The following is a 26715-nucleotide window of genomic DNA, read 5'->3' as shown; positions in this document are numbered from 1 at the left end:
GAGTAGTAGCATGCGATCGCCGCTCAAGGATGTCAATGGATCCGATCCGGCGGGCCCACCCCCCGACGGCACTGGCAAGGTGAAGGGCAACGGCCGACGGGACCGCTGGGCCGACCATCGTGAGCAACGAAGGCGGGAGCTGGTCGCGGCCGCCGTGCAAGCGCTGTTGCGCCACGGACCGGCGGTCGACATGGACCAGGTCGCCGCCGCCGCCGGCGTCAGCAAGCCGGTCCTCTACCGCTACTTCGCCGACAAGTCGCAGCTCTGGGTCGCGGTGAGCGAGGTGGTGGCGGCCCGGATCATCGATGCCGTGGCGCCCGCGGTGGAGCAGGTCCGCGAGGAACGCGGCCTGGTCCAGGCGACCATCGACGCCTACCTCGGCGTGATCGAGTCGCAACCCACGCTCTACCGCTTCCTGATGCACCAGTCCGGCCACCCCGGCATCCACCAGGTGGTCGCCGGGACCAGTCGGCAGGTCGCCGCCGGGTTGGCCCGGGTGATCGGCGATCGGCTGCGCGCGCTGGGTCTCGACGCCGGCCCGGCGGAACCGTGGGCGTACGGCCTGGTGGGCTTCGTCCAGGCGGTCGGCGACTGGTGGACCACCCACGGCCAGCCGATACGCCGGGCGGCCCTCACCGACTACCTGACCGCCCTGCTGTGGAGCGGGATCGAGGGCGTACGGCGCAGCGCCGACCTGCCGCCCGAGCTCACCCGCGCGCACGAGCGGATCACCCCGTGAACGGGAGTCAGCGGGCGAATCGCCGGCCCAGCCCGCCGGAGTCGCAGGCCGGGCGAGGCGAGGTGGCGCCATGAGCTACCACGGCCCGGCACTCGTCTCGGGCACCCCGGTCCGGGTGCGGCTCAGTGGACGGTGGGAGCCGGTCGACGGCCGCTACCACTGGGGTGGACGGATCGAGCCCGCTCCCCCGGTGGCCCGGTTGCTGCGATCCGGCCAGCGCGACGTCGAGCTGAGCATCGCCGACCGGGTCCGGCCGGCCCGGTTGGCCGAGGTCGACCCGTGGGGCGGCGTACGCATCACCGGCGTCGGTGAACCGCCCTGGCCGCCGACGGCCGAGCCGGAACGGGAGCACGCCGATGCGGTATGACCTGACCGGCCGGACCATCCTCATCACCGGCGCGGCGCGCGGCATCGGGGCCCAGCTGGCCCGGCAGGCGGCCGCCCGCGGCGCCCGGGTCGCCCTGGTCGGGCTGGAACCGGACCTGCTCCGCCGGCTCAGCACCGACCTCGACGGGCACTGGCACGAGTGCGACGTCACCGACCAGCAAGCCCTGGACGCCGCCGTCGCGTCCACCGTGGATCGATTCGGGGGCATCGACGTGGTCGTCGCCAACGCTGGCATAGCCAACCTCGGCACCACCGCGGTCGGGCCGGTCGACGCGCTGATCCGTACCGTCGAGGTGAACCTCGGTGGCGTGATCCGGACGGTCAGCGCCGCGCTGCCCCACGTCACCGCGGCCCGCGGCCACGTCCTGGTCGTGTCGTCCGCCGCCGCCTTCGCGGCGATGCCCGGGATGGCGGCCTACAGCGCGTCCAAGGCGGGCGTCGAGCAGTTCGCCAACGTGCTACGCCTGGAGACCCGCCAGCACGGTGTCACCGTCGGCTCCGCGCACCCGATCTGGATCGACACCGACCTGGTCCGCGACATCCGCGCCGACCTGGCCTCGTTCCGGCGGACCCTGCGCCGGCTGCCCTGGCCGCTGTCCACCGTCGTGCCCGTCGAGCGGTGCGCCGCCGCGCTGCTGCACGGCATCGAGCGCCGCCGGCGCAAGGTCTACGTGCCTCGCTCACTCGCGCTCGTGCAGGCACTTCGGCCGGTCGTGTCGAGCGGGCCCGCGGACGCGCTGGTCACCCGGCTCGGCGGCCGGACCCTGGTCAGCCAGATGGAGGACGAGGTACGCCGGCTCGGCCGCTCCTTCGGCCGGACCTCGGTGGGCGAGTGACCATGCGGGTGCACGTGCGTCGGGTCGGCCGCGGGGAGCCGCTCGTGCTCATTTCACGGCGTCGGACACCGCCACCAGGCGTGGGAGCCGGTGTTCGACCGGCTCGCCGGCCACCACGAGGTGGCGGGACTCAGGAGGCGGCGGCGAAGTCGACCTCCTTGGTCTCGACCGTCCCGGCCGAACGTCCCGGCGCCGTCTGGTAGGCCCAGTAGAGGTTGGTGTGCGCGATGACCTGCTCGGGCGAGGGCGCGCCCCAGGCGGTCATGTCCTCCGTGGTGTGCGCGTCGCTGACCAGCGTCGCGTCGTAACCTCTGACGAGCGCGCCGTGCAGGGTCGCGCGGACGCAGCCGTCGGTCTGGGCGCCGACGACGACGAGCCGGCCGACCGACCGCTCCGACAACACCGATTCGAGGGTGGTGTCCTCGAAGGAGTCGCCGTAGTTCTTCTCGACCAGCGGCTCGGCGTCGCCCGGAGTCAGCTCGGGCACGATCCGCCAGGCGTCGCTGCCCCGCACCAGACCCTCGTCGGAGTGCTGGATCCACACCACCGGGACCTGTTCCTGCCGTGCCTTCTCGACGAGGCTGCCGACGTTCGTGACGACGACGTCGCGCTGGTGGGCTCCCTCGACGACGCCCTGCTGCACGTCGATGACGAGCAGCGCGGTGTTCGGCCGGTTCTGAAGAGTGGTCATGAATCCTCCTGCTCATGCCTGCCACCACCGTAGGCGGAGCCACCGACAGAAATCTGCCCCGGCCGCCGGCCGGAGCTGGTCCGGCCCAGCAGCACTAGCCGATCCCGCACGGGGTAGGACCTGACAGCAGCGGTACCGAGGCGACCAGGCACGCCGGTGAGGAGAGACAGGATGGCAACCATGCCAAACCCCTCGAACGGGTCCATCGGCCTCCGGACGGCCGCGCACGTCGGGGTCGCGGTGAGCGATCTCGACCGTTCGGTCGCGTTCTACCGGACCCTGCTCGGCACCGAGCCGGTCGTCCTGGACGAGACGATGCGCGGGCCCGGGTTCGCGCAGTCGCAGGGGCTGCCGACGACGCAGCTGCGGTACGCCACCTTCAACCTCGACAATCTCGGGATCGACCTGATCCAGTTCCAGCAGCCGGTCGGCGAACCGGCGCAGGTGGCCGCCAACCGGCCCGGGTCGATGCACCTGTGCTTCCAGGTGGACGACCTGCGATCGGTCTTCGACCGGATGCGCGCGGCCGGCTTCGACTTCCTCGGGGAGCCCTACACGTTCGCCGAGGGTGAGGTCTATCCCGCGGACGCGCTCGGTACGGAGGTCGCCTACTTCAACGACCCGGACGGAACGAACCTCGAACTGATCGCTCCCAAGGGTGGCTTCGCCCGCAACACCTGAACGCGGCGCTGGGGCGGCCGGCGACCGGTCGCCGGAACGGCCGGTACCGGCGGCAGGCCTGTCCGACCGGCCCGCCCGCGACCGGCGCGACGACGACAGCCGCGACGGCCTCAGAGGATGTCGGTGAGGCGGCCCCGCCAGCCGGCGAGGACCCGGTCGGGGTCGGTCTGCAGCACCTGCTCCAGCAGGGTCGCGTAGACGTCCCGGAAGTCGGTGGTGAACTTCAGGTCACCGTCGTCGAGGTCGGTGAGGCTCGGTGGCTCGCCGTACACGCCGCCGCGCACGCCGGACCCGAGCAGCAGCACGTTGGAGGCGGTGCCGTGATCGGTGCCGTCGGAGGCGTTCGCGCGTACCCGGCGGCCGAACTCCGAGTAGACGGCGACCATGACCTTGCGGCCCGCGTCGGTCCGCGCCATCCGGTCGACGAACCCGCTGAGCGCCCGGTCCACCTGCCCGAGCAGCACCTCCTGCAGCTGCCGCTCGTCCGCGTGGGTGTCGAAGCCACCCAGCGACACCGAGAAGACCCGGGTCGAGACCCCCGCCTCGACGCACTGGGCGACCAGGTCCAGTTGCCCGTCGAGCGGGGTACGGGCACCGCCGGTCGCGGTGGCCGGCTCGGCCGCGCCCTCCTGCTCCTCGCCGTCGGAGCCGTCCGTGTCCCGCACCGCGCGGATCATCGCGTCGACGGACCGCAGGTCGGCGAAGCACGTGGCGGCGCGGACCCGGGCCGGCGACTCGCCCGACGCGGGGGCGGCGAACGCGGCCAGGGTGGCGTCAGAGAGCCCGATCGGGGCCTTCCGCTCGGTCAGCGGCACCGAGGCTCCCGCGCCGCGCGCGCCGGCCAGCAGCGGCGGAAGCGCCGGCTCGAAGGAGACCGCCAGCCGGGGGTCGCCGCCGGCCTGGTCGAGCCACCTGCCGAGCCATCCGGTCGTGCCGGGGCGTTCCGGCTCGCCGCTGTGCCAGATGTCCATCGACCGGAAGTGGCTGCGGTCCGGCTTCGGGTAGCCGACGCCCCGGACCACCGCCAACTGTCCCTGGCCGTGCAGCCGGTGCAGCCCGGCCAGCGCCGGGTTGAGGCCGACCTCGTCGTCCAGCCGTTTGACCTGCTCCGCCGGGTACGCCAGCTCGGGGCGCGCGTCGTGGTACGCCGGGTCGGCGTACGGGATGACGGTGTTCAGGCCGTCGTTGCCGCCGTACAACGTGACCAGCACCAGCGTGCGGGCCTCCGGGTCGCGGTCACCCGCGGTGGCGAGCAGGTCCTCCCACCGGTATGCGGCCGCGCCCGCCGCCAGGGCGGTCGCGCCGACCACTCCGCTCGCCACCAGGAACCGCCGTCGGGTCAGGACGTCCATCGCTCCTCCTCAGCTGACCGCGTACTCGGGACTGACCAGGCCGGCCACGATCAGCCGGCGCGGTTCGCCGGCCAACGGCGTCAGCGCCGCCCGGGTGCGCTCGCTCCACCCGTCGACCACGAGCAGCCGGGCCAGAGCCTCGGGGCGACCCTCGGGTGGCGCGGCGCTGAGCCGGGCCAGCACGGCCGGTGCCGCGACGCTCGCCAGGGCGTCGGCCGTGCGCAGTCGAGCCTGCAGCGACGAGGTGGTCAGCCAGGCGGTGCCGGCCGGCCAGCCGCTGACGCTCGGCGGCCGCAACGGCACCTGGTCCATCGCCGTCAGGCCGGCGAGCAGCCGTCGTCGGCGCTGCTCCGGTAGGGCCGACGGCCGGACGCCGAGTTGGCGAGCCGCGCCGACCAGCCACTCGACGGGCTGCTTGACCAGGGTGTCCCGGGTCTGCGCGAAGGCCGGCGCGGTGAAGATCCGGCGCAGCGTGGTGACCGCGTCCGGCCCGGCGAGTTCCGCGGGCGTGGGCTCCTGCGGGCCGGCGAAACGGAACCAGAGCCGCCCCGCGACGTGGCGCGCCGCCTCGGGCCGGCCGGCGAGCAGGCGGGCGTAACCGGCGGCGTCGAAGGCGGCCCGCTGACCGAGGATCGTCTTGATCCCGGTGTCGTGTCGGCGCCGCTCGAACCGGGCCGCCCCGGCGCGACGGTCGACCACCCAACCGGTGAGGGCGCGGGCGCCCTCCTTGACGTCCGCCTCGGTGTAGCCGCCGTCGATGCCGAGGGTGAAGAGCTCCATCAGCTCGCGGGCCAGGTTCTCGTTGGGCGCCTTGCGGGTGTTCTTCTGCCCGTCCAGCCAGACGATCAGAGCCGGATCCCGGACCATCGCCTCGACCAACGGTGCGAGCGGCCCCCGCCCGAGCCGGCGCATCGTCTCGAGCTGGCGCAGCATGAGCGGCGCGGAGCGGACCTTCTGCGCGCTGGTCGCCCAGTGCCCGTGCCAGAAGAAGAGCAGCTTCTCGGTCAGCTGGTGCTCGGCGGCGACCATCCGGGTGAACCACCAGTCGGTCAGCCTGGTGAGCTGCTCGCGGCGCTGCTGGTTGGCCCGTTGGCGATCTTCTCGGCTGGACTCCTTGCCGAGCTGCGCGGCCGGATCCGGGCCGAGCGGTGGGGCGGGAGTCGTTCCTGCGCCGGGATCCGGGCCGTCGGGCGTGAGCAGCCGGTCGAGGGTACGGGCGAGCCCAGCGCGCTCGGCCGCGTCGACCTCGTCGGCGGTCGGTCCGAACGTGGCCCGACGCAGCAGGTGCGCCACCGCTTCGCGCTCTGTCATGTGGCCCGACGCTAGGGCATCGATGTTCGAGCAGGGTAAGAGCGCGGTCCGGGAACCGTCCGGTCCGGTCGGCTCAGGGGCCGGTGACCTCGTTGTGCGGTCGTGGTCGGCCCGGCGCGGTCGGCAGCCGCGTGATCGGCGGCAGGATCAGGCCGACGAGGGCGACGATCGCGATGACGGTGAACGGCAACGTGTAGCTCTCGCCGCTCGCCTCGAAGAGCAGCGAGGTGACCAGCGGGCCGACCACTCCGCCGATGCTCCAGGCCACGATCATCGCGCCGTACACCGCGCCGGCGTTGGGCGTGCCGAAGTAGTCGGCGGCGGTGGCCGGCATCGTGCCGAAGCCGCCGCCGTAGGCGAGGTAGACCAGCGCGGCGAGAACCGCGAAGACCGCGAAGGCCGCCGCGTGCGGCAGGATGAAGAAGCAGATCGCCTGCAACAGGAGCATCCCGAGAAATGCGGGCATCCGGCCGGTGCGGTCGGAGAGCCAAGCCCAGGCCACCCGGCCGGCGCCGTTGAACAGGCCGAGGACACCGACCAGGGTCGCGGCGGTCGCCGCGGTCGCCCCGGTGATGTCCTGGGTGGCGTCGGAAGCCTGGGAGATCAGCGCGATCCCGCAGGCGACGTTGATGGTGAGGATCCCGGTGAGCAGGTACCACTGACGGGTACGCAGCGCCTCGCGCAGCGTGTAGACACGGGTGCCGGCGACGGCGCGGCCCTCGGCCTTCGGGGTGAAGCCGGGCACCTGGTACGCCGGCGGCGGGTTACGGAAGAAGGACGCCCCGAGCAGGATCGCGATCAGGTAGGCGATGCCCAGCGGCAGGAACACGCTGGTGGGGTCACCGGTCCGGTTGAGCAGGGACTTCGCGACCGGCGCGACGATCACCGCGCCGAAGCCGAACCCGGCGACCGCGATCCCCGTGATGAGGCCGCGCCGGTCGGGGAACCACTTGGCGAGCATCGCGATCGGGGTGATGTAGACGGCTCCCAGGCCGATCCCGCCCAGCACGCCGTAGGTCAGCACCAGCAGCCAGAGGTCGTCGCTCGACGACGTGAGCGACGCCAGCATGTTGCCGACCGCGTAGAGCACCCCGCCGCCCAGGGCGACCGGTCGTGGTCCGCGCCGGTCCTGGATGCGACCACCAACCAGGCTGCCGATGAAGATGGTGCCGATCGCCACCTCGAAGGGCAGCACCGCCTGCGCCTTGCTCCAGCCGAACTCCTGCTGCAGCGGCATGTTGAACACGCTCCACGCGTAGACGGCGCCGAGCGCGAGCTGGACGAGCACTGCGGCGACGACGAGACCCCATCGGCCTCGCGTCGGTGTGGAACTTCCCTGATCGCTTGCGGTGTGGGCCATGAGCTGAGTCCCCCGTTCGTCGGCTCACGGGCTGGCGCCTGCGGATGAGCTACGTCCGTTTCTCGGCCGGCGACCGGTCCCCTTCCTGGTCGCGCCGTTCCCGTTGCGGCACGACCGTGTACCTCGGATCGCGCGCCGACGCCACGCCCGCCTCGAAGACGCCGACCCGGGTGGCGACCGACGAGGCCAGCAGGGCGGCGCCGGAGATCGCGGAGAGGACACGGCTGCGCCCGCTCAGCAACGCCGCGGTGGTGCCGACGGCGAGCAGCACCCGTCCCGCCCGCATCAGGCGGCCGCTGCGCCCCTGTCGGTAGGGCTCGCTGGTCAGCCCCATCCGCTCCAGCCGGTGGCCACCGGCCAGCTCGATGGCCGCGGCCGCCAGGGCGAGCCGGCGCACCGGGGCGGTCTCCGCGGCGGGCGCCGCGATCAGCGCGACCCCGCAGGCGGCGGCGAGCGCGCTGCCGGCGAAGACGAACGGCAACGCCGGGTAGGCGTCGTGCCAGGACGGTACGGCCGTGTCGGCCAGGAGCACCCCGGTGTAGGTGGCCAGCGCCGGTGCGGTGGCCGCGGTGGCCAGGCCGGCGACGTCGCCGATCGGCGGGGCCAGCCGGCGCGCCAGCCCGAGCGCGCCGTGCCGCGGGAGCAGCGGCGCCAGTTCGGCGACCGCCGCGACGCCGGCCAGCGGCCCGAAGGCGGTGAGGACCCAGGTGCCGACCGACATCGGCGAGGTCAGTTTGGCCACCCGGAGCATGTGGTGGAACCGGTCCGGCCGCCCGAGGTCGTGGATCAGCAGGTACGTGCTGGCGGCGATGCCGCCGAGGGCGGTCCCCCGGCTCACCTGGCGCAGCCCGGGCCGTGCGGTCAGCTGAGCTCCGGCGGCGATCAACGCGCTTCCGGCGGCGAGGCCGCCGGTGAACAGGTAGCCGGCGATGTCGCGTTTCCTCCATACCGGTGGTTTGAGGATCGGCCGGCCGTAGTAGGAGGTGAAGTCGACCGGCGGGACGGTGACCTGTTCGCCGCCCGCACCGCGCCCTCGCCAGCCGCGACCGGTCCCGCGCCGGCGCTGCCCGTCGGCGGGCCTGTCGATCCGGAACTCGGGGAGCCGGGTGCCAGCCGGCTCGTTCGGGTCGGCCGGGGTCGGGCCCGTCATGGCCGACCGCCGATGAACGCGACGGCTGCGGCGGCGGCCATCGTCACCGCAGCCAGGCCGGCGCGCTTCCACATCTTCGGCAGGTCACGGGTGGTCACGACCGGATCCGGGGGCAGACCGTAGACCTCCGGCTCGTCCAGCAACAGGAAGAACGCCCCGTCACCACCCACACCATCGTTCGGATCATGACCGTACAGGCGTGCCTCCGACACCCCCCGCCCATGCAACGTCGCCACCCGCGCCGCCGCCCGCCCCCGCAACTCCTCCAACGGCCCGTACTGAATCGACTCCGTCGGACACGCCTGCGCACACGCCGGCGTCATCCCCACACCCAACCGGTCATAACACAGCGTGCACTTCCACGCCCGACCATCATTCTTACGCTGATCGATCACCCCGTACGGGCAGGCGGGGATGCAGTAACCACACCCGTTGCAGATGTCCTCCTGCACCACCACCGTCCCGAACTCCGTCCGGAACAACGAACCCGTCGGACACACATCCAGACAGGCCGCATGCGTGCAGTGCTTGCACACGTCCGACATCATCAGCCAGCGGAAGTCACTGCGACCCTCGGCACCGGTACCCCGCCCCGGCGGCTGCGCTCCCGGCATCCCCAGGAACTCCGAGCCACCCACCATCCGCGCCGCGGCCCCCGGTGAACCCGATGGGATACCGGGATTGGTACCGGTGTGGGTGGCGGTTTCGGCGCCGAAGGTCGCGGTGGCCGCGCTGACCGGCGGACCGGCCGGGGTGTCCTCGAATGCGGGAGTGGCCCAGCCGGACGGGCGGGGCTGCTCGACGAAGGCGACGTGCCGCCACGAGTTCGCCGTCAACGCTCCCGTGTTGTCGTACGACATCCCCAGCAGGTCCAGCCCGCTCTCCGGCACGTCGTTCCACTCCTTGCAGGCCACCTCACAGGCCTTGCAGCCGATGCAGACACTCGTGTCGGTGAAGAACCCCATCCGCGGCGGGGCATCCGTGTAGCCGGCGTCCGGGGCCGGGTCCAGTGGCCCGTACAGGCTGTTGGCGTGGACCATCGGTCAGGCCTCCCGGTCGCTGTCGCTGGCCGCGTCGTCGGTCGTGACCATCGGCGGGTAGTGCGGGTTGAGGTTCCCCGACCGCCGCCGGTAGTCCACGACGACGTCCAGCAACTCCCGTCCCCTGGGCCGTCGGCCCGGCCGGATGTCGCAGGTGCCGACCTTGCTCTCCTGGATCAGCACGTTCGGGTCCAGGGTGATGCCGAACAGGTCGTTGGCGGAGTCGCCGGTGACCAGGCCCTGGTAGCCGAAGTGGTAGGGCAGCCAGATCTGGTGGATGATCCGGCCCTCCACCCGTAGCGGGGTGAGTCGGTCGGTGACCAGCACCTTGGCCTCGATCGCCGCTCGGGTGGTGATGAGATGCGCCCAGCACAGATGATTCAGTCCCCGTTCGACCGCCAGCTCCGGCGACACTTCCACGAACATCTCCGGCTGCAACTCCGCCAGCGGTCGCACGGTACGGCTCATCCCGCCGGCCGTGTGGTGCTCGGTGAGCCGGCTGACTGTGAAGACGTACGGGAAGACGTCGCTGTGCGCCTCGGGCGGGCTCGGATTGAGCGTGTTGATGGGATGGGTGTAGACCTTGCGGGTCGGGTTGGCCTGCTGCCGGTAGAGCGGGTTGCGCACCGGCGACTCGGCCGGCTCGTAGTGCGTCGGCAGTGGCCCGTCGAGGACGCCGGTGGGGGCGTACAGCCAGCCCTTGCCGTCGCCCTGCAGGACGAACGGGTCGTCGCCGGCGATCGCCGCCACGCCCGCCGCCCCCGGGGGAGGCCGGAAGGAGGGCGCCTTCGTTTTCTCGAAGTCCGGCACGTCGTAGCCGGTCCACTCGCCTTTCTCGGCGTCCCACCAGACGTACTTCTTGCGCTCGCTCCACGGTCTGCCGTCCGGGTCGGCGGAGGCGCGGTTGTAGAGGATCCGCCGGTTCGCCGGCCAGGCCCAACCCCACTCGGCGGCCACCAGGTCCTGTTCCGAGCCGGGCTTGCGGCGGGCAGCCTGGTTGACGCCGTCGGCGTAGACCCCGGTGTAGATCCAGCAGCCGCCGGCGGTGGAGCCGTCGTCCTTCATCTCGGTGAAGGACGCCAGCGGCCGACCGGTCGCCACGTCGTACCCGTTGATCTCGTAGAGCACCGACTCGGCGCTCGGTTCGGCGTGCGGGCCGTGCGTCGGGTAGTTCCAGTTCAGCTCCAGCAGCGCCCGGTCCCGGGGCAGGGTCGACGTGGCCAGCCGGTCCCGGATGATGCGGCCGAGGTGGTAGAAGAACCACAGCTCGGAGCGGGCGTCGCCCGGCGGTTCGACGGCCTTCTCCCGCCACTGCAGCAGCCGCTGGGTCTGGGTGAAGGTGCCCTCCTTCTCCACGTGCGAGGCGGCGGGCAGGAAGAACACCTCGGTGCGGCACTGCTCGGGCACGATCTCGCCGGTCTCGGTCTCCGGGCCGTTCTGCCAGAACGTCGCGCTCTCGATCATGAACAGGTCGCGGACCACCAACCAGTCCAGGTTCGCCATGCCCAGCCGCTGCGCCCGGCCGTGCGCCGAACCGACAGCCGGGTTCTGACCGAGCAGGAAGTAACCCTTGATCTTTCCGTCGATCATGTTCAACACCTGCTGGTAGGTGCCGTGGTCACCGGTCAGCCGGGGCAGGTAGCCATAGCCGTAGTCGTTCTCGGCGGTGGCCGCGTCCCCCCAGTACGCCTTGAGCAGGTTCACCCCGTAGGCGCGGGCGTTGCCCCAGAAGCCCTTCTGGCCCGGGTGTCTGATGCTGTCGACCCATTCGTCGAAGGTCGGGTGGTCGGCGTGGTGCGGCATCGGCAGATAGCCCGGCAGCAGGTTGAACAGCGTCGGGATGTCGGTGGAGCCCTGGATGCTGGCGTGTCCCCGCAGCGCCATCACCCCGCCGCCCGGACGCCCCATGTTTCCCAACAGCAGCTGGATGATCGCGCCGGTGCGGATGTACTGCACGCCGACGGTGTGCTGGGTCCAACCCACCGAGTAGACGAGCATGCCGGTCCGGTCCCGGCCGGAATTCTCCGTCCAGGCCTGAGCCAGTTCGAGGAACTTCTCCTGCGAGATGCCGCAGATCCGCTCGACCATCTCCGGGGTGTAGCGGGCGAAGTGCCGCTTGAGGATCTGGTAGACGCAGCGCGGATGCTGCAACGTCTCGTCCCGCTCGGTCTGACCGTTGACCGGCGCGCCGTGCGACTCGTGCTCCAACCCCGCCGCGGTTTCCCGTTGGGTCTCGGTGTCGCGGGTCGCGCCGTTCTGCTCGTGTCCGTGGTACTGCCAGCTGGTCTGGTCGTAGCTGGCGTTCTTCTCCTTGAACCCGGAGAACAGCCCGTGCAGATCCTCGGCGTCACGGTAGTCGTCATTGACGATGGTCGCGGCGTTGGTGTAGGAGACCACGTACTCGCGGAAGTCGAGTTCGTTCTCCAGGATGTAGCGCACCACCCCACCGAGAAGCGCGATGTCGGTGCCGGCCCGGATCGGCAGGTAGCTGTCGGCCAACGCGCTGGTCCGGGTGAACCGGGGATCGACATGGAACACCTTCGCGCCGCGCCGCTTGGCCTCCATCACCCACTGGAACCCGACCGGGTGCGCCTCGGCCATGTTCGAGCCCTGGATCACGATGACGTCGGAGTTAGCGAGGTCCTGCTGGAACTGCGTCGCGCCGCCACGACCGAAGCTGGTTCCCAGACCGGGAACGGTGGCGGAGTGTCAAATACGCGCCTGGTTCTCGATCTGCAACGCCCCCATCGCCGTGAACAACTTCTTGATGAGGTAGTTCTCCTCGTTGTCCAGCGTCGCGCCGCCCAGACTGGAGATCCCCAGCGTCCGGTTCAGCGGACGGCCCTCGCCGTCGACGTCCTCCCACGTCTCGTCCCGGGCCGCCAGGACCCGATCGGCGATCATGTTCATCGCCGTGTCGAGGTCCAGGTCTTCCCACTCGGTCGCGTACGGCCGCCGGTAGCGGACCGTCGTCTGACGCAAGGGGCTGGTCACCAGACTCTTGCTCGCCGCGCCCTTCGGGCAGAGCCGACCACGGGAGATCGGACTGTCCGGATCCCCCTCGATCTGAGTGACCTGCCCGTCCTCGACGTACACCCGTTGGCCGCAACCCACGGCGCAGTAGGGGCAGACCGACCTGGCCATGCTGTCGGCGGTCTCGGTGCGGGCGGTGAGCGACGTGGACTGGGCGGACTTGGCCGCGGCGCCCCGACCCAGCGGGTCGGTGCCGGTGAGCTGGCGGTAGACCGGCCAGCCCTCGATCCAGGTGCGCACCCCCATCGGTCCGCCTTTCCGACGAAAACGCGGAAAACATGAACAGTCTGACACTAGACGAATTGCCCGACTCGCGCGGCGGGATGCACGTACGGGTCAGGTGATCGTCACGGTCACGCTGTGCCAGCCGGTCGCGCCGCTCGGAAAGGGTGCCGCGCGCTCCTCGGTCTGGGTGGCTCCGGCGACGTCGGTGGCCCGAACCCGGATGGTGTGGCTGCCGGGCGTGGCGTCCCACCGGTAGGACCACTGCCGCCACAGGTCCGGTGAGGGGCCGCCGGCGAGTCGCGCCTGACGCCACGGCTCGTCGTCGACCTGGATCTCGACGGCGCTGATGCCGCGCCGCTGGGCCCAGGCGACACCGGCGATCATGACCGGGCCGGCCGGCCGGCGGGCGAAGGGTCTGGGGGTGTCGACGCGGGACGCGGTCTTGACAGGCGCATCCGCCGCCCAGCCTCGGCGCACCCAGTACGCGTCGTAGGCGGCGAAGGTGGTGACCTCCAGTTCGGTGAGCCACTTGCACGCGCCCACGTAGCCGTAGAGGCCGGGCACCAGCATGCGGACGGGAAAGCCGTGCTCCAGGGGAAGGGGTTCGCCGTTCATGGCGACCACGAGCATGGCGTCCCGGCCGTCGAGCACGGCCCGCAGAGGGGTACCGATGGTCATCCCGTCGACGGAGCGGCTGACCAGCTGGTCCGGTCCGACCTCGAGGCCGGCCTCGCGCAGCAGCGGTGCGAGCGGTACGCCGGTCCAGCGCGCGGTCCCGATGTAGGGCCCGCCGACCTCGTTGGAGACGCAGTTCAGGGTGATGTCGCGCTCGATCAGCTCGCGGCCGAGGAGCTCCTCGAACCGCCAGCTGCGGGGCCGCCGCACCGCACCGCCCAGGGTCAACCGCCACCGGTCGACGTCCACCTGCGGGACGGTGAGGGCGGTGTCCACCCGGTAGAAGTCCCGATTGGTGGTGTGAAACGGGGAGACACCGTCGACGTCCGTCCGGACGCTCGCCGGCAGCGGCGGAGCGGGGCTGGCGGGCGCGGGGATACGTACCGTGGCGCGGGACCGGGTTCCGACGCCGCGGTCGACGCCGAGGGCCTGCCCGGTGGTGGCGGCCGCGGCCGCGCTCAGTGCGGTCGCGCCGGAGGTGGCCAGGAACTGCCGTCGGTTGAGCAGCCGCGGCCGGCCGGTCGGCGGGACGGCGACGGTGCCGGCGGAGCGGACCAGCGCCAGCATGGCGAGCAGGCCGGCGACGGCACCGGCGATCGTCGGGGTGGCGTCCACGGCGACGGCGGTGGGACGGGTCAGGACGGCGACGACGCCGATGACGGTGAACGCGGCGAGACCGATGACGCCGTAGCGGCGGCGGCGCAGCGCCGCAGCGCCGATGATGCCACTTGCGGCGGCAAGGACAACGTGCACGGCTGCGACCAGGACGAGTTTGTCGGCGGTGCCGAACGTGCGGATGGCGAACGCCTTGACCGGTTGCGGGGCGAGGTCGATGGCGACCGCGCCGACGGCGAGCACCGGATCCGCAGCGGGGTTGAGCACCCCGGCGACCAGGTGGGCGACCGCGACCACGGTGCCGGCGGTGAGCAGGCCGACGACGACCGCCCGCGGGCCGATGGAGGGAGGCGGCCCCGGCCGGCCGTGGGCCGGCCGGGGTCCGATCGCGGTGGTCATGGTCAGCTCTTGGGCATCAGCACGGTGTCGACGAGGTACACCGTGGCGTTCGCGGTCGAGACGTTGCCGCAGACCACCATCGACGTGCCGTTGACGGTGAACGACGAGCCGCTGCCGGTCACCGTCAGGTCGGCGCCCTGCAGGGTCTCGTGCGTGCCGGCGAGGGTCTCCGGGGAGAGCTGACCCGGTACGACGTGGTAGGTCAGCACCTTCTTCAGCATGGCGTCGTCGGCGAGCACCTTGTCGAGGTCCGCCTTGGGGATCTTGCCGAACGCGTCGTTGGTCGGCGCGAACACCGTCACGCCCTGCGCGGTGTTGAGCGAGTCGACCAGGTTGGCCTTCTTGACCGCGGTGACCAGGGTGGACAGCACCGGGTTGCCGGACGCGGCGGTCGCGACCGGGACCTTCGCCATCGCCTCGAAGCTGCCCGGGTTCGCCGGGTCGACCGGGACCGCTGAGCAGCCCGGACCGAACTGCGCGGACATCATCGACGGCGACGCCGAGGCCATCGGCGCGCCGGCCGACGTGCTCGGCGCGGTGGTGGCGTCGTCGGCGGCACTGTCGGTGTCGGCGCCGCAGGCGGACAGGGCCAGGATGGCGGTCGCGCCAACGGCGGCGAACATTCGCCGGTACATAGGTGCTCCTCAGATCGGGGGGTTGGTGCTTTCACCGAGGATTCGGAGCGACCCGGTTGCCGGATGGGTGCGAATGCCGAATTTTCCGGACGGAGCGTGTGGACGGTCGAGTGGCGGCAGCTGCCGGTCCCGGCGCGGGCGGCCCGGCGACGGGGCCGACCGGGTGCGGCGTCCGGGCACCCGGACGCCGCCGCCCGGTCAGCGCAGCGGCAGGAGCGCGACGACCCGCGTGGGCGTGGCCGACCCGCCGACGGGTTCGTTCGACAGCCCGAACGTCGAAGCGCCGTCGATCGGGCCGACGACGCTGGTGGCGGTCGTCGCGTCGGCGGAAAGCAGCCCGACGGACCGAGGATCGTCGTCGCCGCGGATGAGCCACAGCTGATAGGCCCGGCCGGCACCGGGCGCCGGCAGATCGCGGAGCACCGCGACGCCGCGGTCGCGTTCCTGGGAAACCACCAGCACCGTCTGACCGCCGCCCTCGACCGCGATCTGGTGGAACCGGGCGTCACGTGCCGTGAGGACCTCGGCGACCCGGCGGGCGTTCTCGTCGACGACCTGCTGCTGCTCGGTCCCGTTGTCGGCGACGGTCCAGGTCACCGCGCTCGCGCCGGCAGCCGCGACGATGGCGGCGGCGACGGTCGTCAGCCAGCGCGGCCAGCGCCGGCCGGCCGGTGACGGGCGGCCGGGTTCTGCGACGACACGTTCCTGCGGGGTACGTCGGGCGGCGGCCAGCGTACGGTCGCGCAGGGCGACCGGTACGGGCTCGGCGGTCGTGTCGTCGGCGAGGCGGGCGGCGGTCTCCCGCAGCTCGGCCACCTCCTGACGGCAGGTGCCGCAGCCGGCGAGGTGCCGTTCGAACGCCGCCCGTTCGAGGTCGTCGACCGCGTCGAGGGCGTACGCGCCGGCGAGGGTGTGGATGTCGGCGCTCATGCCCGCTCCCCCACCTGAACGCCGAGGCAGTCACGCAGCCGGATCAGCCCGTCGCGCAGCCGCGTCTTGATCGTCGGTAACGGCGCGGCCAACTGCTCCGCGACCTCCCGGTAGGTGTACCCGCCGTAGTAGGCGAGGGTCACCGCCTCCCGTTGCAGCGGGGTCAGCCCGTCCAGGCAGCGGCGGACCTGTTCCCGGTCCAGCCGGGCCGCCACCCCTTCCGCCACCTCGTCGTAGGGCACGCTGCCGTCGCGCGCCGCGGCCCGCTGCGTCCGCTCGGTACGCGCCTGCTCCGACCGGACCCGGTCCACCGCCCGGCGATGCGCCATCGTCAGGACCCAGGCCGTCGCGGTGCCGCGCGTCGGGTCGAACCGGGCGGCCGTCCGCCACACCTCCACGAGGACCTCCTGGGTCACTTCCTCGGCCATGCCGGGATCGCGCAGCACCCGCCGGGCCAGGCCGAGCACCTTGCCGACCACCGCGTCATAGAGCGCGGCGAAGGCGGCATCGTCACCCCGGGCCACCCGGCCGAGCAGGTCGTCGACGTCCAACGGACGGGCGCCGACGACGACCGGATCCCACCGGCGGGCCCGCCCGCCGTCAGCATCTCCCACTGCGCCCCCTCCATGATCCTGAGCCTCGGCAGGAATTCGGAGCCGCGCCGCGACCGGATGGGTGGCGGCAACCTCCGCCGCGTGCCGAGGCACCCGACACGGCGTACGCCCGCCCGGTAGGCCGGTGAAATGACGCGCAAAGTACCGCTGACGTTACGAGCTTGTTTCCGAGATGACGGTTGGGTTACGAGCGCTTCTCGATGATCGATGCCGATCCTACGTTTTCGGCCACCGTCACCAGTCGGGGCGGCCGGCACCGAACGTGGAGGGCAACACGTGCCAATACCGAATGCGCAACGCCCCGGACGGACGAGGCGCGGGGTCAGCATGCTGGCCGCCGCGACCCTGGTCGCGGCCGGTCTGACCAGCCTGGGCGGGGGCGCCGCCGTCGCCGCCGCGCCGGCCGGAAGCGGGCCGACCGCCCGCTACCTCGTCCAACTCGACGACGAGCCGCTGGCCACCTACGCCGGCGGCGTCGCCGGGATCGCGGCGACCAGGCCGACCCGCGGCGCCAAGCTGAACCGCAACTCCGGCACCGCCCAGGCGTACCGGGAGCACCTGCGCCAGCAGCGCGCCGACGTGCTGAAGTCCGTGGGCGTTCCGGCCGGTCAACCCCGGGTCACCCTGGAGACCGCGTTCAACGGCTTCGCGGTGGACCTGACCGGCCCGCAGGCGGCCCGGCTGCGGGCCACCCGGGGTGTGCGGGCGGTGTACGAGAACCGCACCGTGCACGCCACCACCTCGCACACCCCGGACTTCCTCGGCCTGACCGGCCCGCGCGGAGCCTGGCGGCAGCAGTTCGGCGACGTCGCCCACGCGGGCGAGGGCGTGATCGTCGGGGTCATCGACAGCGGCTTCTGGCCGGAGAGCGCGAGCTTCGCCCCGCTGCCCAGCCCGCGGCCGGACCAGGCGGTCGTCGACGCCAAGTGGAAGGGCACCTGCGACGTCGGCACCGAGGCGCCGATCACCTGCAACAACAAGGTGATCGGGGCACGCTGGTACAACGACAGCGGGATCGCCGAGGCGTTCCCCGACGAGTTCTCCTCCCCCCGCGACCGCAACGGCCACGGCACCCACACCGCCAGCACCGCCGCCGGCAACCACGGCGTACCGGCGAAGTCGGGCACCCAGGACCTCGGCACGATCTCCGGCATGGCGCCGGCCGCCCGGCTCGCGGTCTACAAGGCGCTCTACGACACCGGCGCCGGTTCGGCGAGCGGGTCGGAGATCGACATCGTGCACGCCATCGACGACGCGGTCGCCGACGGTGTCGACGTGATCAACTACTCGATCGGCGACGACAGCGAGCGGTTCGGCGCGATCGACGCGACGTTCTTCAACGCCGCGGCCGCCGGGGTCTTCGTCGCCGCCGCCGCCGGAAACGCCGGCCCGACGGCCAGCACCGTCGACAACTCGACCCCGTGGGTGACCACGGTGGCCGCGAGCACCACCGACCGGCAGCACACCCGGACGCTGAAGCTCGGCAACGGCACCACCATCACCGGGTCGGGCATGGGTGCCAGCGGTGTCGGACCGGCGCGGCTGGTCTTCTCCAGGGAGAACGGCCCCAACCCGAGCGACACCTACGCCGCCGAACTCTGCGCCGACGACTCGCTGGACCCGGCCAAGGTCAAGGGCGCCATCGTGCTCTGTCTGCGCGGCGAGGTCCCGCGTACGGACAAGAGCGCCGAGGTGGCCCGGGCCGGCGGGGTCGGGATGGTGCTGTACAACGACTCGCTGAACTCGCTCAACGCCGACGTGCACACCGTGCCGACGGTGCACATCAACGAGGTCGACCTGGCCACGGTCAGCGCGTACGTCGCCGCCGGCAACGCCACGGCGAGCATCTCGCCCGCCACGCTGGAGACGGTCGAGGCGCCCGGGGTCGCTGCCTTCTCCTCGGCCGGTCCGTCCAACCTGAACGCCGGTGACCTGCTCAAGCCGGACATCAGCGCCCCTGGCCAGGACATCGCCGCGGCGTACTCGCCGTCCGTCGGCGGTAACGACTTCGCCCTGGAGTCGGGCACCTCGATGGCGGCACCGCACATCGCCGGCATCGCCGCCCTGCTGCTGGCCAAGCACCCCGACTGGTCCCCGGCGACGGTGCGCTCGGCGCTGATGACCAGCGCGGTCGACACCACCGACAAGGGCAACCCGATCAAGATCGGCAGCTACGACGCCACCCCGCTCAACTACGGCGCCGGCCAGGTCCGCCCGGGCAGCGCGTTCGACCCGGGCCTGGTCTACGACTCCGGTCCGCAGGACTGGCTGCGCTACCTGTGCGGAGTCGCCGAGCGCGGCACCGAGTACAACGTGGAGCTCGACGGCTGCGACCAGATCGGCGTGCTCGACACCGCCCAGTTGAACTACCCGTCCATCTCGCTGGGTCGGATGGTGGGCACGCAGACGGTCAGCCGGACCGTCACCAACGTCAGCGACAAGACCAGCACCTACACCTCCTCGGTGCAGGCGCCGCCCGGTTACACCGTGAAGGTCACCCCGGCCAAGCTGAAGATCCGCCCCGGCCAGACCGCCCGCTTCTCGGTGCAGGTCACCAACGCCGGTGGCGCCTTCGACACCTGGGTCGACGGCGCGCTGACCTGGCGCGACCAGTTCCAGCACCGGGTGCGCATCCCGCTGGTCGTGCGCAACGCCGGGCTGATCGTTCCCGACGCGATCACCGGCGCCGGCACCTCCGGCAGCGTCCGGATCGCCGCCGAGGTCGGCTACCGGGGCCGGTTGGTCTCCGGGCTCATCGGCCTGACGGCGGGCACCAGCAGCACCGTCGCCCTGCACGGCGACGGGCCCTCCTGGGACTGGAGTTCGTCGAACAACCTGCCGGTGCCGCTGCCCGCGTCGATCCACAAGAGCACCGTGCACGTCCCGGCGGGCACCCGCACCCCGCAGGTGCGGGTGACCTCGCAGCTGCCCGTCTGCTCCCACATCGACTGGGAGGACGAGGAAGGGGTGATGGCCTGCACGGAGTTCAGCGTGAACGTCTACGACCCGACCGGTAAGTTCGTGACCGCCACCGCCAGTGGCCGCGGCGGCGCCACCGTGACGCTGCCCGAAGGCGCCGGGGACTACATCCTCGTCGTCGAGCAGGAGTTCGTCGAGAACCTGCCGGCGGGGCAGGACGGCGACACGTACACCATCACCACCTACCTGCCGGGCGCGCCGGGCTCCGCCGGCGGCAAGCTCACCATCGACCCGAAGCAACGCAGCGTGCAGGCGGGTGCGACGGCGAACCTGACGTTGCGCTGGTCCGGGCTCACCCCGGGGCGCCGCTACATCGGGTACGTCGAGTTCGGCAACGGCGCCGGTCCACTCAAGACCGTGCCGATCACCGTCCAGTCCTGACGGTGCCGCCGGGCCGGACCGCGCGTGTGACCCAGGTCACCGACGGTCCGCCGGCCGGCCGTCGGACGCCGCCGGGGTGATCTGCTCGCCCCACGGTGATCGACAGCGGCGAGGACAACGTGCGGGGCGGCGGGGTTCCATCCCCGATCCGCCCCGCACGCCTGCGCGGGCCCGTCGAGTTCGTCGGGCGGACGACGGAGCTGGCGCTGCTGCGCCGGCTCGTCGAGGCCCCACCGTGCCTGGTGCTGCTGGAGGGCGAGCCCGGCATCGGCAAGAGCCGGCTGGTCGCCGAGCTGCTCGCCGGCCTGCCCGGGCGCCACCTGGTCGGCGAGTGCGACGACGTGCCGGAGCCCTTCCCGCTCGGCGTGCTGCTGGACGCCGTCCGGACCGGCGCGGATCACCTCGGCCCGCTCAACCCGGTGGCCGGCGCCCTCGCGCCACTGCTGCCCGAGCTGACCGAGGTACTGCCCGCCGCGCCCGCCCCGCTGACCGACCCGGCGGCCGAACGACACCGGCTGCTGCGGGCCGTCGCCGCGGTGCTCGCCGCGCTGACCCCCGCCGTGCTGGTGCTGGAGGACCTGCACTGGGCCGACCCGGCGACCTGCGACCTCCTCGCATACCTGGGCAGCCACCCGGTGGACGGCCTGGCCGTGCTGCTGACCGCCCGTACCCCGGCGCCCGGTGGCAGCACACCGATCCACGAGGCGCTGGCGCGTACCCCGCCGTGGGCGGTCACCCGCGTGCCGCTGGGCGCGCTGGCCGCCGGGGACGTCCGTCGGCTGGCCGCTCGGACGCTGCGGCTGGACGATCCGCCGCCGGAACTGACCGCCACCCTGCTCGAGCGGACGGCCGGGATCCCGTTCGTGGTGGAGGAGGTGCTGCGCACCCTCGCCGAGCGGGGCGGTGATCCGCTGGCCGACGGGAGCGTCCCGTTCGTGCTGCGGGACGTGCTGCTCTGGCGGCTGCGCCCGCTCGACGAGGCCACCCGGGAGGTGCTCGGCGCGGCGTCCGTGCTGGGTCTCGTGCCGGACCAGCGCATCCTCGCCGCCGCGCTCGGCCAGGACCGGGCCGCGGTCCGCACGGCGCTGACCGCGGCCCACCGGGCGGGGCTGCTGCACGACACCGGCGAGGGGCTGCGCTTCCGGCACGACCTGGCCCGGCAGGTGGTCTACGACATGGTGCCCCGGGACACCCGGGAGTGGCTGCACCTGCGCGTCGCGCGGGTGCTGGAGCGGGAACGGCCCCGGCCGGTGGCCCAACTCGCGCACCACTACCGGCTGGCCGGCAGCGGCGCCGACTTCGTCCGCAACGCCGAGGCCGCCGCCGACCTGGCCACCGAACGCGGGGACGACGCGACCGCGGCCGGTTTCCTGCTCCAGACCATGGCCGTCGCCGAGCTGCCCCGACCGGTACGGGCACGGCTCGCCGGCAAGCTGGGCCGGTCGGCCATCGACGGGCTCAGCCAGGCCGAGGCGATCCCGGTGCTGGAGCGGCTGCTCGCCGACCGGCGGCTGCCGCCCGGCGCCCGGGGCGAGCTGGGTCTGGTGCTCGGGCGGATGCTGCGCCAGCAGGGTGAGGCGCTGCGCGGGTACGCCGAGATCGAGCGCGCCGTGTCGTTCCTGCGGGCGCCCCGGCGGCGGGCCCCGGCCCTCGCGGTACTGGCCGCCCCGGACACGGTGGTCGGCCGGCACGTCGACGACCACCTCGCCCGGTGCGCGGAGGCGGAAGCCGCGGCGGTCACCAGTGGGGACCCGGCGGCACACCTCGCGGTCCGGATCGCCCGTGCGTCGCTCCTGCTGGAGCTGGGCGATCCGGCGGCCTGGGCGGTCATCGCGGAGCTGCGCGCCTCCGTGGAGCTGGCGGAGCGACCCCGGGAGCACGCGCGGGCCTGCCTGAACTGGGCGCAGGGCGCGCTGCACGCCGGGCACCTGGGGCAGGCCGCCGCGCTCCTGGCCGCCGGACGGGAGCTGGTCGAGGAGACCGGCTACGAGCGGCTCGCCCGGCTGGTCGCCGCCGCCGAGCGGATGCCGGTCACCCTGCTCGACGCCCGGGCCGAGCTGGCCACCGTGCTCGCCCGTACCGGCGACGACGTGACGCGGGCCGAGCGGGCGCTGCGGGAGGTGATCACCGACGCGCGGCGGGTCGGTGCGATCTGGCCGCTGGTGCAGGCGCTCTCGGCGCTGGCCCGGCTGACCCTCGCCGGCCGCCCGGAGGAGGCCGTCCGGCACGCTGCCGAGGCGTTGTCGCTGGTGCGGGGCAAGGGGATCTGGGCGTGGGCCGCCGAAGCCGTCCTGGTGCTGGCCGAGGCTGCCGTGGCGGCGGGAGAACCGGAGCGGGCCGCCCGGGCGGTGGCCGACCTGGCCGCCGGCATCCAGGGGCGGGACGCGCCGGTGGCGTTGGTCGCGCTGAGCCGGTGCCGGGAGCTTCTCCCCGCCGGGCGGTTCATCGACGGCGTACGCGGTGTTTCCGGAATGTGACGGAGAGTACCCGGCCGGGGGCCGCCCGGAGGGCTCTGCGCACGTGGCGCGGGCAGCAGCCCGGAGTAGCCTCTATTTCCTGGTTGTTACTGAAATGTTGGCCCCCGCGCTTGCACAAGATCCTCCGGCTGAATAGGTTGCCGTCGGCAACAAAAGCAGGTGCGGGCCAGACCCCTTCGGAGAGATCATGACATTGGCGAGGTGGTGAACGATGAGCGAGGCTCCTGTCCTCCTGGAGATGCGCTCCATCACCAAGGAGTTCCCCGGGGTGCGGGCCCTCTCCGACGTGAACCTTGCGGTACGCGCCGGTGAGATCCACGCCATCTGCGGCGAGAACGGCGCGGGCAAGTCCACGCTGATGAAGGTCCTCAGCGGGGTGTATCCCTACGGCAGCTACGACGGCACGATCGTCTATCGAGGGGCGGAAAGTCGCTTCTCGGACATCCGGAGCAGCGAGAACGCGGGCATCGTGATCATCCACCAGGAGCTCGCGCTGATCCCGCACATGTCGATCACCGAGAACATCTTCCTCGGCAACGAGCCGCGCAAGCGGGGTGCGATCGACTGGAAGGCCGCCAACCGGATGGCGCTGGACCTGATGGCCCGGGTCGGCCTCGAAGAGGACCCGGACACCCTGATCAAGGACATCGGAGTCGGCAAGCAGCAGCTGGTGGAGATCGCCAAGGCGTTCGCCAAGGACGTCAAGCTGCTCATCCTGGACGAGCCGACCGCGGCCCTGAACGAGGAGGACTCGCGGCACCTGCTCGACCTGCTGCGCGGCTTCCGCGAGCGCGGCATCACCTCGATCATCATCTCGCACAAGCTGAACGAGATCGAGGCGATCGCCGACCGGATCACCATCCTCCGGGACGGCCAGACCGTCGAGACGCTGGACGTCAAGGCCGACGGCGTCGACGAGGACCGGATCGTGCGGGGCATGGTCGGCCGGGAGCTGCACAGCCGGTTCCCGGACCACACGCCGAAGATCGGCGAGGTCTTCTTCGAGGTCCGCGACTGGACCGTCCGGCACCCCATCTCCGCCGAGCGGCTGGTCGCCAAGAACTCGAACTTCGTCGTACGTCGCGGCGAGATCGTCGGCTTCGCCGGCCTCATGGGCGCCGGCCGTACCGAGCTGGCCATGAGCGTCTTCGGCCGCTCCTACGGGGTGTACGAGTCCGGGACGATCATCAAGGACGGCAAGGAGATCGTCCTGAAGTCGGTCGCCGACGCGATCGCCAACGGGCTCGCGTACGTCAGCGAGGACCGCAAGGCAATCGGCCTGAACCTGCTCGACGACATCAAGATGTCGACGGTGGCGGCCAAGCTGTCGAAGATCACGCATCACGGCGTGCTCAGCGAGGTCGACGAGTACCGGGCGGCCGAGGCGTACCGCCGGGACCTGCGGATCAAGGCCCCGACGGTCGACGAGGGCGTCGACAAGCTCTCCGGTGGCAACCAGCAGAAGGTCGTACTGGCGAAGTGGATGTTCACCGACCCGGACCTGCTGATCCTCGACGAGCCGACCCGTGGCATCGACGTGGGCGCCAAATACGAGATCTATGGCATCATTCAGCGGCTCGCTGACCAGGGGAAGGGCGTCGTCGTCATCTCCTCGGAGCTGCCTGAGCTGATCGGGATCTGCGACCGCATCTACACGGTGTCCGAAGGCGCCATCACCGGCGAAGTCGCCCGCCAGGACGCGAACCCGGAAACCCTCCTCAAGCTGATGACCTCGACTAAGAAGATGCAGACACGATGAGCCGACTGAAGGAACTCCAGAAGAACCTCTTCGGAGGCACCACCTCCAACGCCCGCCAGTTTGGGATGATCTTCACGCTGGTCGCGATCGTCGTCCTGTTCCAGATCTGGACGGACGGGCTGACCCTGCGGTCGGACAACCTGATCGCGCTCTTCCAGCAGAACTCGTACATCCTCATCCTGGCCATCGGCATGCTGATGGTGATCGTCGCCGGGCACATCGACCTCTCGGTCGGCTCGATCGCCGCCTTCACCGGCATCCTGGTCGCCAAGGCGATGGCCGAGTGGAACCTGCCCTGGCCCGTGGCGATCCTCTTCGGCCTCGCCATCGGCGCGATCATCGGCGCCTGGCAAGGGTTCTGGGTGGCCTACATCGGGGTGCCGGCGTTCATCGTCACCCTGGCCGGCATGCTGCTCTTCCGCGGCGGCAACCAGTTCATCGGTAACGCCAACACCATCCCGGTGCCCGAGGGCTTCCGGGTGATCGGCTCCGGGTTCCTGCCCGAGGTCGGGCCGAACACCGGCTACAACAACCTCACCCTGCTGCTCGGCCTCGCGGGCTGCGTCGCGGTGGTGTGGCGCGAGCTGTCGGCGCGCAAGACGCGCCGGGACATGAACGCCGATCCCGCGCCGATGTGGATCTCCATCCTGCGGATGGCGGTCATGGTCGGTGTGCTCGTCTTCGTCTCGCTCCGCTTCGCCAGCGGTCGCGTCGGCACGAGCTTCCCGGTCTCCGGCATCATCCTCGTGGCGCTGGTGATCGCCTACTCCTTCTACACCCGCAACACCGCGGGCGGCCGGCACATCTACGCCGTCGGCGGCAACTTCCGGGCGGCCGAGCTGTCCGGCGTGAAGCTCAAGCGGGTCAACTTCTACGTCATGATGAACATGTCCGTGCTGGCGGCGCTGGCCGGCATGATCTTCGTGGCCCGTTCGGCGGCCTCCGGACCGCAGGACGGCAACGGCTGGGAACTCGACGCCATCGCCGCGGTCTTCATCGGCGGCGCGGCCGTCTCCGGCGGCATCGGCACCATCAGCGGCTCGATCGTCGGCGGTCTGGTCATGGCCGTGCTCAACAACGGTCTGCAGCTGATGGGCGTCGGCACCGACCGGGTCCAGATCATCAAGGGCCTGGTCCTGCTGCTGGCGGTCGCCCTCGACGTCTACAACAAGCGGCAGGGACGCTTCTCGATCATCGGAAGCCTCACCCGCTCGTTCCGCCGCGACACCCCCGCGGCACCACCACCGACGTCCGACGCGGACCGCGAGCCCGCCAAGGCACCAGTGGCCGGCTGACGCCGACCACTTCCCTCACCACCAAGAAAGGCACCCAACCCTCATGCGCAACATCATCGGCAAGGCGGTGGCCGTCGGCGCCATCGCGGCGCTTGCCCTCACCGCCTGCGGCTCCGGCCGCGACGAGGGCACCAGCGGCTCGGGCTCCGAGGCCAAGGGCTTCCCGGCCAACTCCCTGATCGGTGTGGCCCTGCCGGCCAAGACCTCGGAGAACTGGGTCCTCGCGGGCGACCTCTTCACCAACGGTCTCAAGGAGGCCGGTTTCCAGGCTGACGTGCAGTACGCGGGCGCGTCGACCACGGTCGCCGACCAGCAGGCGCAGATCACCGCCATGGTCACCAAGGGCGCCAAGGTCATCGTCATCGGCGCGACCGACGCCGCGCAGCTGTCGACCCAGGTCGCCGCCGCGCACGCCGCCGGCGCGAAGGTCATCGCCTACGACCGGCTGATCGTCAACTCGCCGGACGTCGACTACTACGTCGCGTTCGACAACTTCAAGGTCGGCCAGCTCCAGGGCCAGGCCCTGCTGGACGGCATGAAGGCCAAGAAGCCGAACGGCCCGTACAACATCGAGCTGTTCTCCGGCTCGCCGGACGACAACAACGCCAAGGTCTTCTTCGACGGCGCGATGGACGTGCTGAAGCCGGAGATCGACAAGGGCAACGTGGTCGTCGCCTCGAAGCAGACCGACGTCAAGCAGACCGCCATCCAGGGCTGGAAGGCCGAGGGTGCGCAGGCCCGTATGGACCAGCTGCTGACCTCGACCTACGGCAACAAGGAGCTGGACGGCGTCCTCTCCCCGAACGACACCCTGGCCCGCGCGATCATCACCTCGATCAAGGGTGCCGGCAAGCCGGTCCCGGTGGTCAGCGGCCAGGACTCCGAGGTTGAGTCGGTCAAGTCGATCATGGCTGGCGAGCAGTACATGACGATCAACAAGGACACCCGGAACCTGGTCAAGCAGACCATCGAGATGGTGAAGGCTCTGCAGGCCGGCAACAAGGCCGAGGTGAACGACACCAAGTCCTACAACAACGGCGTCAAGGTCGTCGACACGTACCTGCTTCCGCCGGTCGCCGTCACCAAGGCGAACGCGGCCGAGGCGTACGCGAACGACCCGAAGCTCTCGCCGCTCACCAAGTAAGTAAGCA

Annotated in this window: 20 protein-coding genes; 9 read left to right on the top strand and 11 right to left on the bottom strand. The window is 71.7% G+C overall.

The window, feature by feature from the left end; genetic code table 11:
* The first annotated feature begins 10 nt into the window (after positions 1–10).
* From ACIBBA_RS09795 to ACIBBA_RS09785, 3 genes are all read left to right on the top strand, one after another.
* The gene (locus tag ACIBBA_RS09795) at positions 11–739 is read left to right on the top strand and encodes a TetR/AcrR family transcriptional regulator (RefSeq protein WP_396695565.1); all 729 of its coding nucleotides are present in this window, start codon (positions 11–13) and stop codon (positions 737–739) included.
* Between the two features lie 70 nt (positions 740–809).
* Positions 810–1106: a DUF4873 domain-containing protein gene (locus tag ACIBBA_RS09790; protein WP_357054190.1), complete on the top strand. Its 297-nt coding sequence runs from the start codon at positions 810–812 to the stop codon at positions 1104–1106.
* Complete coding sequence (locus tag ACIBBA_RS09785; protein ID WP_396695563.1) at positions 1096–1962, top strand: SDR family oxidoreductase; 867 nt, start codon at positions 1096–1098, stop codon at positions 1960–1962. The genes ACIBBA_RS09790 and ACIBBA_RS09785 overlap by 11 nt, the downstream gene beginning before the upstream one ends.
* A 130-nt stretch (positions 1963–2092) precedes the next feature.
* Here ACIBBA_RS09785 and ACIBBA_RS09780 read toward each other — a convergent pair whose 3' ends face one another.
* Positions 2093–2653, bottom strand: coding sequence for an isochorismatase family protein (locus tag ACIBBA_RS09780; RefSeq protein WP_396695561.1), 561 nt, complete (start codon positions 2651–2653; stop codon positions 2093–2095).
* A gap of 171 nt (positions 2654–2824) precedes the next feature.
* On the opposite strand from ACIBBA_RS09780, the gene ACIBBA_RS09775 reads away from it, so the two are divergent.
* Positions 2825–3334, top strand: a complete 510-nt coding sequence (locus tag ACIBBA_RS09775; protein WP_396695559.1) for a VOC family protein — start codon at positions 2825–2827, stop codon at positions 3332–3334.
* A 110-nt stretch (positions 3335–3444) separates the two neighbouring features.
* Here ACIBBA_RS09775 and ACIBBA_RS09770 read toward each other — a convergent pair whose 3' ends face one another.
* The 10 genes from ACIBBA_RS09770 to sigK all read right to left on the bottom strand — a co-directional run bounded on the left by ACIBBA_RS09770 (position 3445) and on the right by sigK (position 16673).
* Complete coding sequence (locus ACIBBA_RS09770; RefSeq protein ID WP_396695557.1) at positions 3445–4686, bottom strand: DUF1501 domain-containing protein; 1242 nt, start codon at positions 4684–4686, stop codon at positions 3445–3447.
* Between the two features lie 9 nt (positions 4687–4695).
* A complete protein-coding gene (locus ACIBBA_RS09765; RefSeq protein ID WP_396695555.1) occupies positions 4696–5997 on the bottom strand; it encodes a DUF1800 family protein in 1302 nt (433 codons plus the stop codon).
* 73 nt (positions 5998–6070) lie between these two features.
* Positions 6071–7285 (bottom strand): OFA family MFS transporter, encoded by a 1215-nt coding sequence (locus ACIBBA_RS09760; RefSeq protein WP_396695553.1) that lies wholly within the window; start codon positions 7283–7285, stop codon positions 6071–6073.
* Positions 7286–7406: 121 nt separating this feature from the next.
* The gene (gene nrfD / locus ACIBBA_RS09755; RefSeq protein WP_396695551.1) at positions 7407–8507 is read right to left on the bottom strand and encodes an NrfD/PsrC family molybdoenzyme membrane anchor subunit; all 1101 of its coding nucleotides are present in this window, start codon (positions 8505–8507) and stop codon (positions 7407–7409) included.
* Positions 8504–9547, bottom strand: coding sequence for a 4Fe-4S dicluster domain-containing protein (locus ACIBBA_RS09750; protein WP_396695549.1), 1044 nt, complete (start codon positions 9545–9547; stop codon positions 8504–8506). The genes nrfD and ACIBBA_RS09750 overlap by 4 nt, the downstream gene beginning before the upstream one ends.
* A gap of 3 nt (positions 9548–9550) precedes the next feature.
* Complete coding sequence (gene fdh, locus ACIBBA_RS09745; protein ID WP_396695547.1) at positions 9551–12826, bottom strand: formate dehydrogenase; 3276 nt, start codon at positions 12824–12826, stop codon at positions 9551–9553.
* A 90-nt stretch (positions 12827–12916) separates the two neighbouring features.
* On the bottom strand, positions 12917–14494 hold the full coding sequence (locus ACIBBA_RS09740) for a molybdopterin-dependent oxidoreductase (RefSeq protein WP_396695545.1): 1578 nt from the start codon (positions 14492–14494) through the stop codon (positions 12917–12919).
* A gap of 2 nt (positions 14495–14496) precedes the next feature.
* Positions 14497–15129 carry a fasciclin domain-containing protein gene (locus ACIBBA_RS09735; protein WP_396695543.1) on the bottom strand — a complete coding sequence of 211 codons (633 nt, stop codon included), beginning with the start codon at positions 15127–15129 and terminating at the stop codon, positions 14497–14499.
* A 198-nt stretch (positions 15130–15327) separates the two neighbouring features.
* Positions 15328–16059 carry an anti-sigma factor domain-containing protein gene (locus ACIBBA_RS09730; RefSeq protein WP_396695541.1) on the bottom strand — a complete coding sequence of 244 codons (732 nt, stop codon included), beginning with the start codon at positions 16057–16059 and terminating at the stop codon, positions 15328–15330.
* Complete coding sequence (gene sigK, locus ACIBBA_RS09725) at positions 16056–16673, bottom strand: ECF RNA polymerase sigma factor SigK (protein WP_396695539.1); 618 nt, start codon at positions 16671–16673, stop codon at positions 16056–16058. Before sigK ends, ACIBBA_RS09730 begins: the two co-directional genes overlap by 4 nt.
* A gap of 327 nt (positions 16674–17000) precedes the next feature.
* Between sigK and ACIBBA_RS09720 the strand changes: the two genes are divergently transcribed.
* The 5 genes from ACIBBA_RS09720 (at position 17001) to ACIBBA_RS09700 (ending at position 26708) form a co-directional block, all read left to right on the top strand.
* Entirely contained in the window at positions 17001–20033 is a 3033-nt protein-coding gene (locus tag ACIBBA_RS09720; protein WP_396695537.1) for a S8 family peptidase, read from the top strand.
* Positions 20034–20128: 95 nt separating this feature from the next.
* Positions 20129–22510 (top strand): ATP-binding protein, encoded by a 2382-nt coding sequence (locus tag ACIBBA_RS09715; RefSeq protein ID WP_396695535.1) that lies wholly within the window; start codon positions 20129–20131, stop codon positions 22508–22510.
* 211 nt (positions 22511–22721) lie between these two features.
* The gene (mmsA, locus tag ACIBBA_RS09710; protein ID WP_396695533.1) at positions 22722–24269 is read left to right on the top strand and encodes a multiple monosaccharide ABC transporter ATP-binding protein; all 1548 of its coding nucleotides are present in this window, start codon (positions 22722–22724) and stop codon (positions 24267–24269) included.
* The gene (gene mmsB / locus ACIBBA_RS09705; RefSeq protein ID WP_350874960.1) at positions 24266–25564 is read left to right on the top strand and encodes a multiple monosaccharide ABC transporter permease; all 1299 of its coding nucleotides are present in this window, start codon (positions 24266–24268) and stop codon (positions 25562–25564) included. Before mmsA ends, mmsB begins: the two co-directional genes overlap by 4 nt.
* Positions 25565–25607: 43 nt before the next feature.
* A complete protein-coding gene (locus ACIBBA_RS09700; RefSeq protein ID WP_350874962.1) occupies positions 25608–26708 on the top strand; it encodes a sugar-binding protein in 1101 nt (366 codons plus the stop codon).
* Positions 26709–26715: the final 7 nt, after the last annotated feature.

This window comes from Micromonospora sp. NPDC051006 (genome assembly GCF_044456245.1).
GTDB lineage: Bacteria > Actinomycetota > Actinomycetes > Mycobacteriales > Micromonosporaceae > Micromonospora.
The sequence above is the reverse complement of the archived record's forward strand: the minus strand, read 5'-3'. Positions and strand labels throughout refer to the sequence as shown.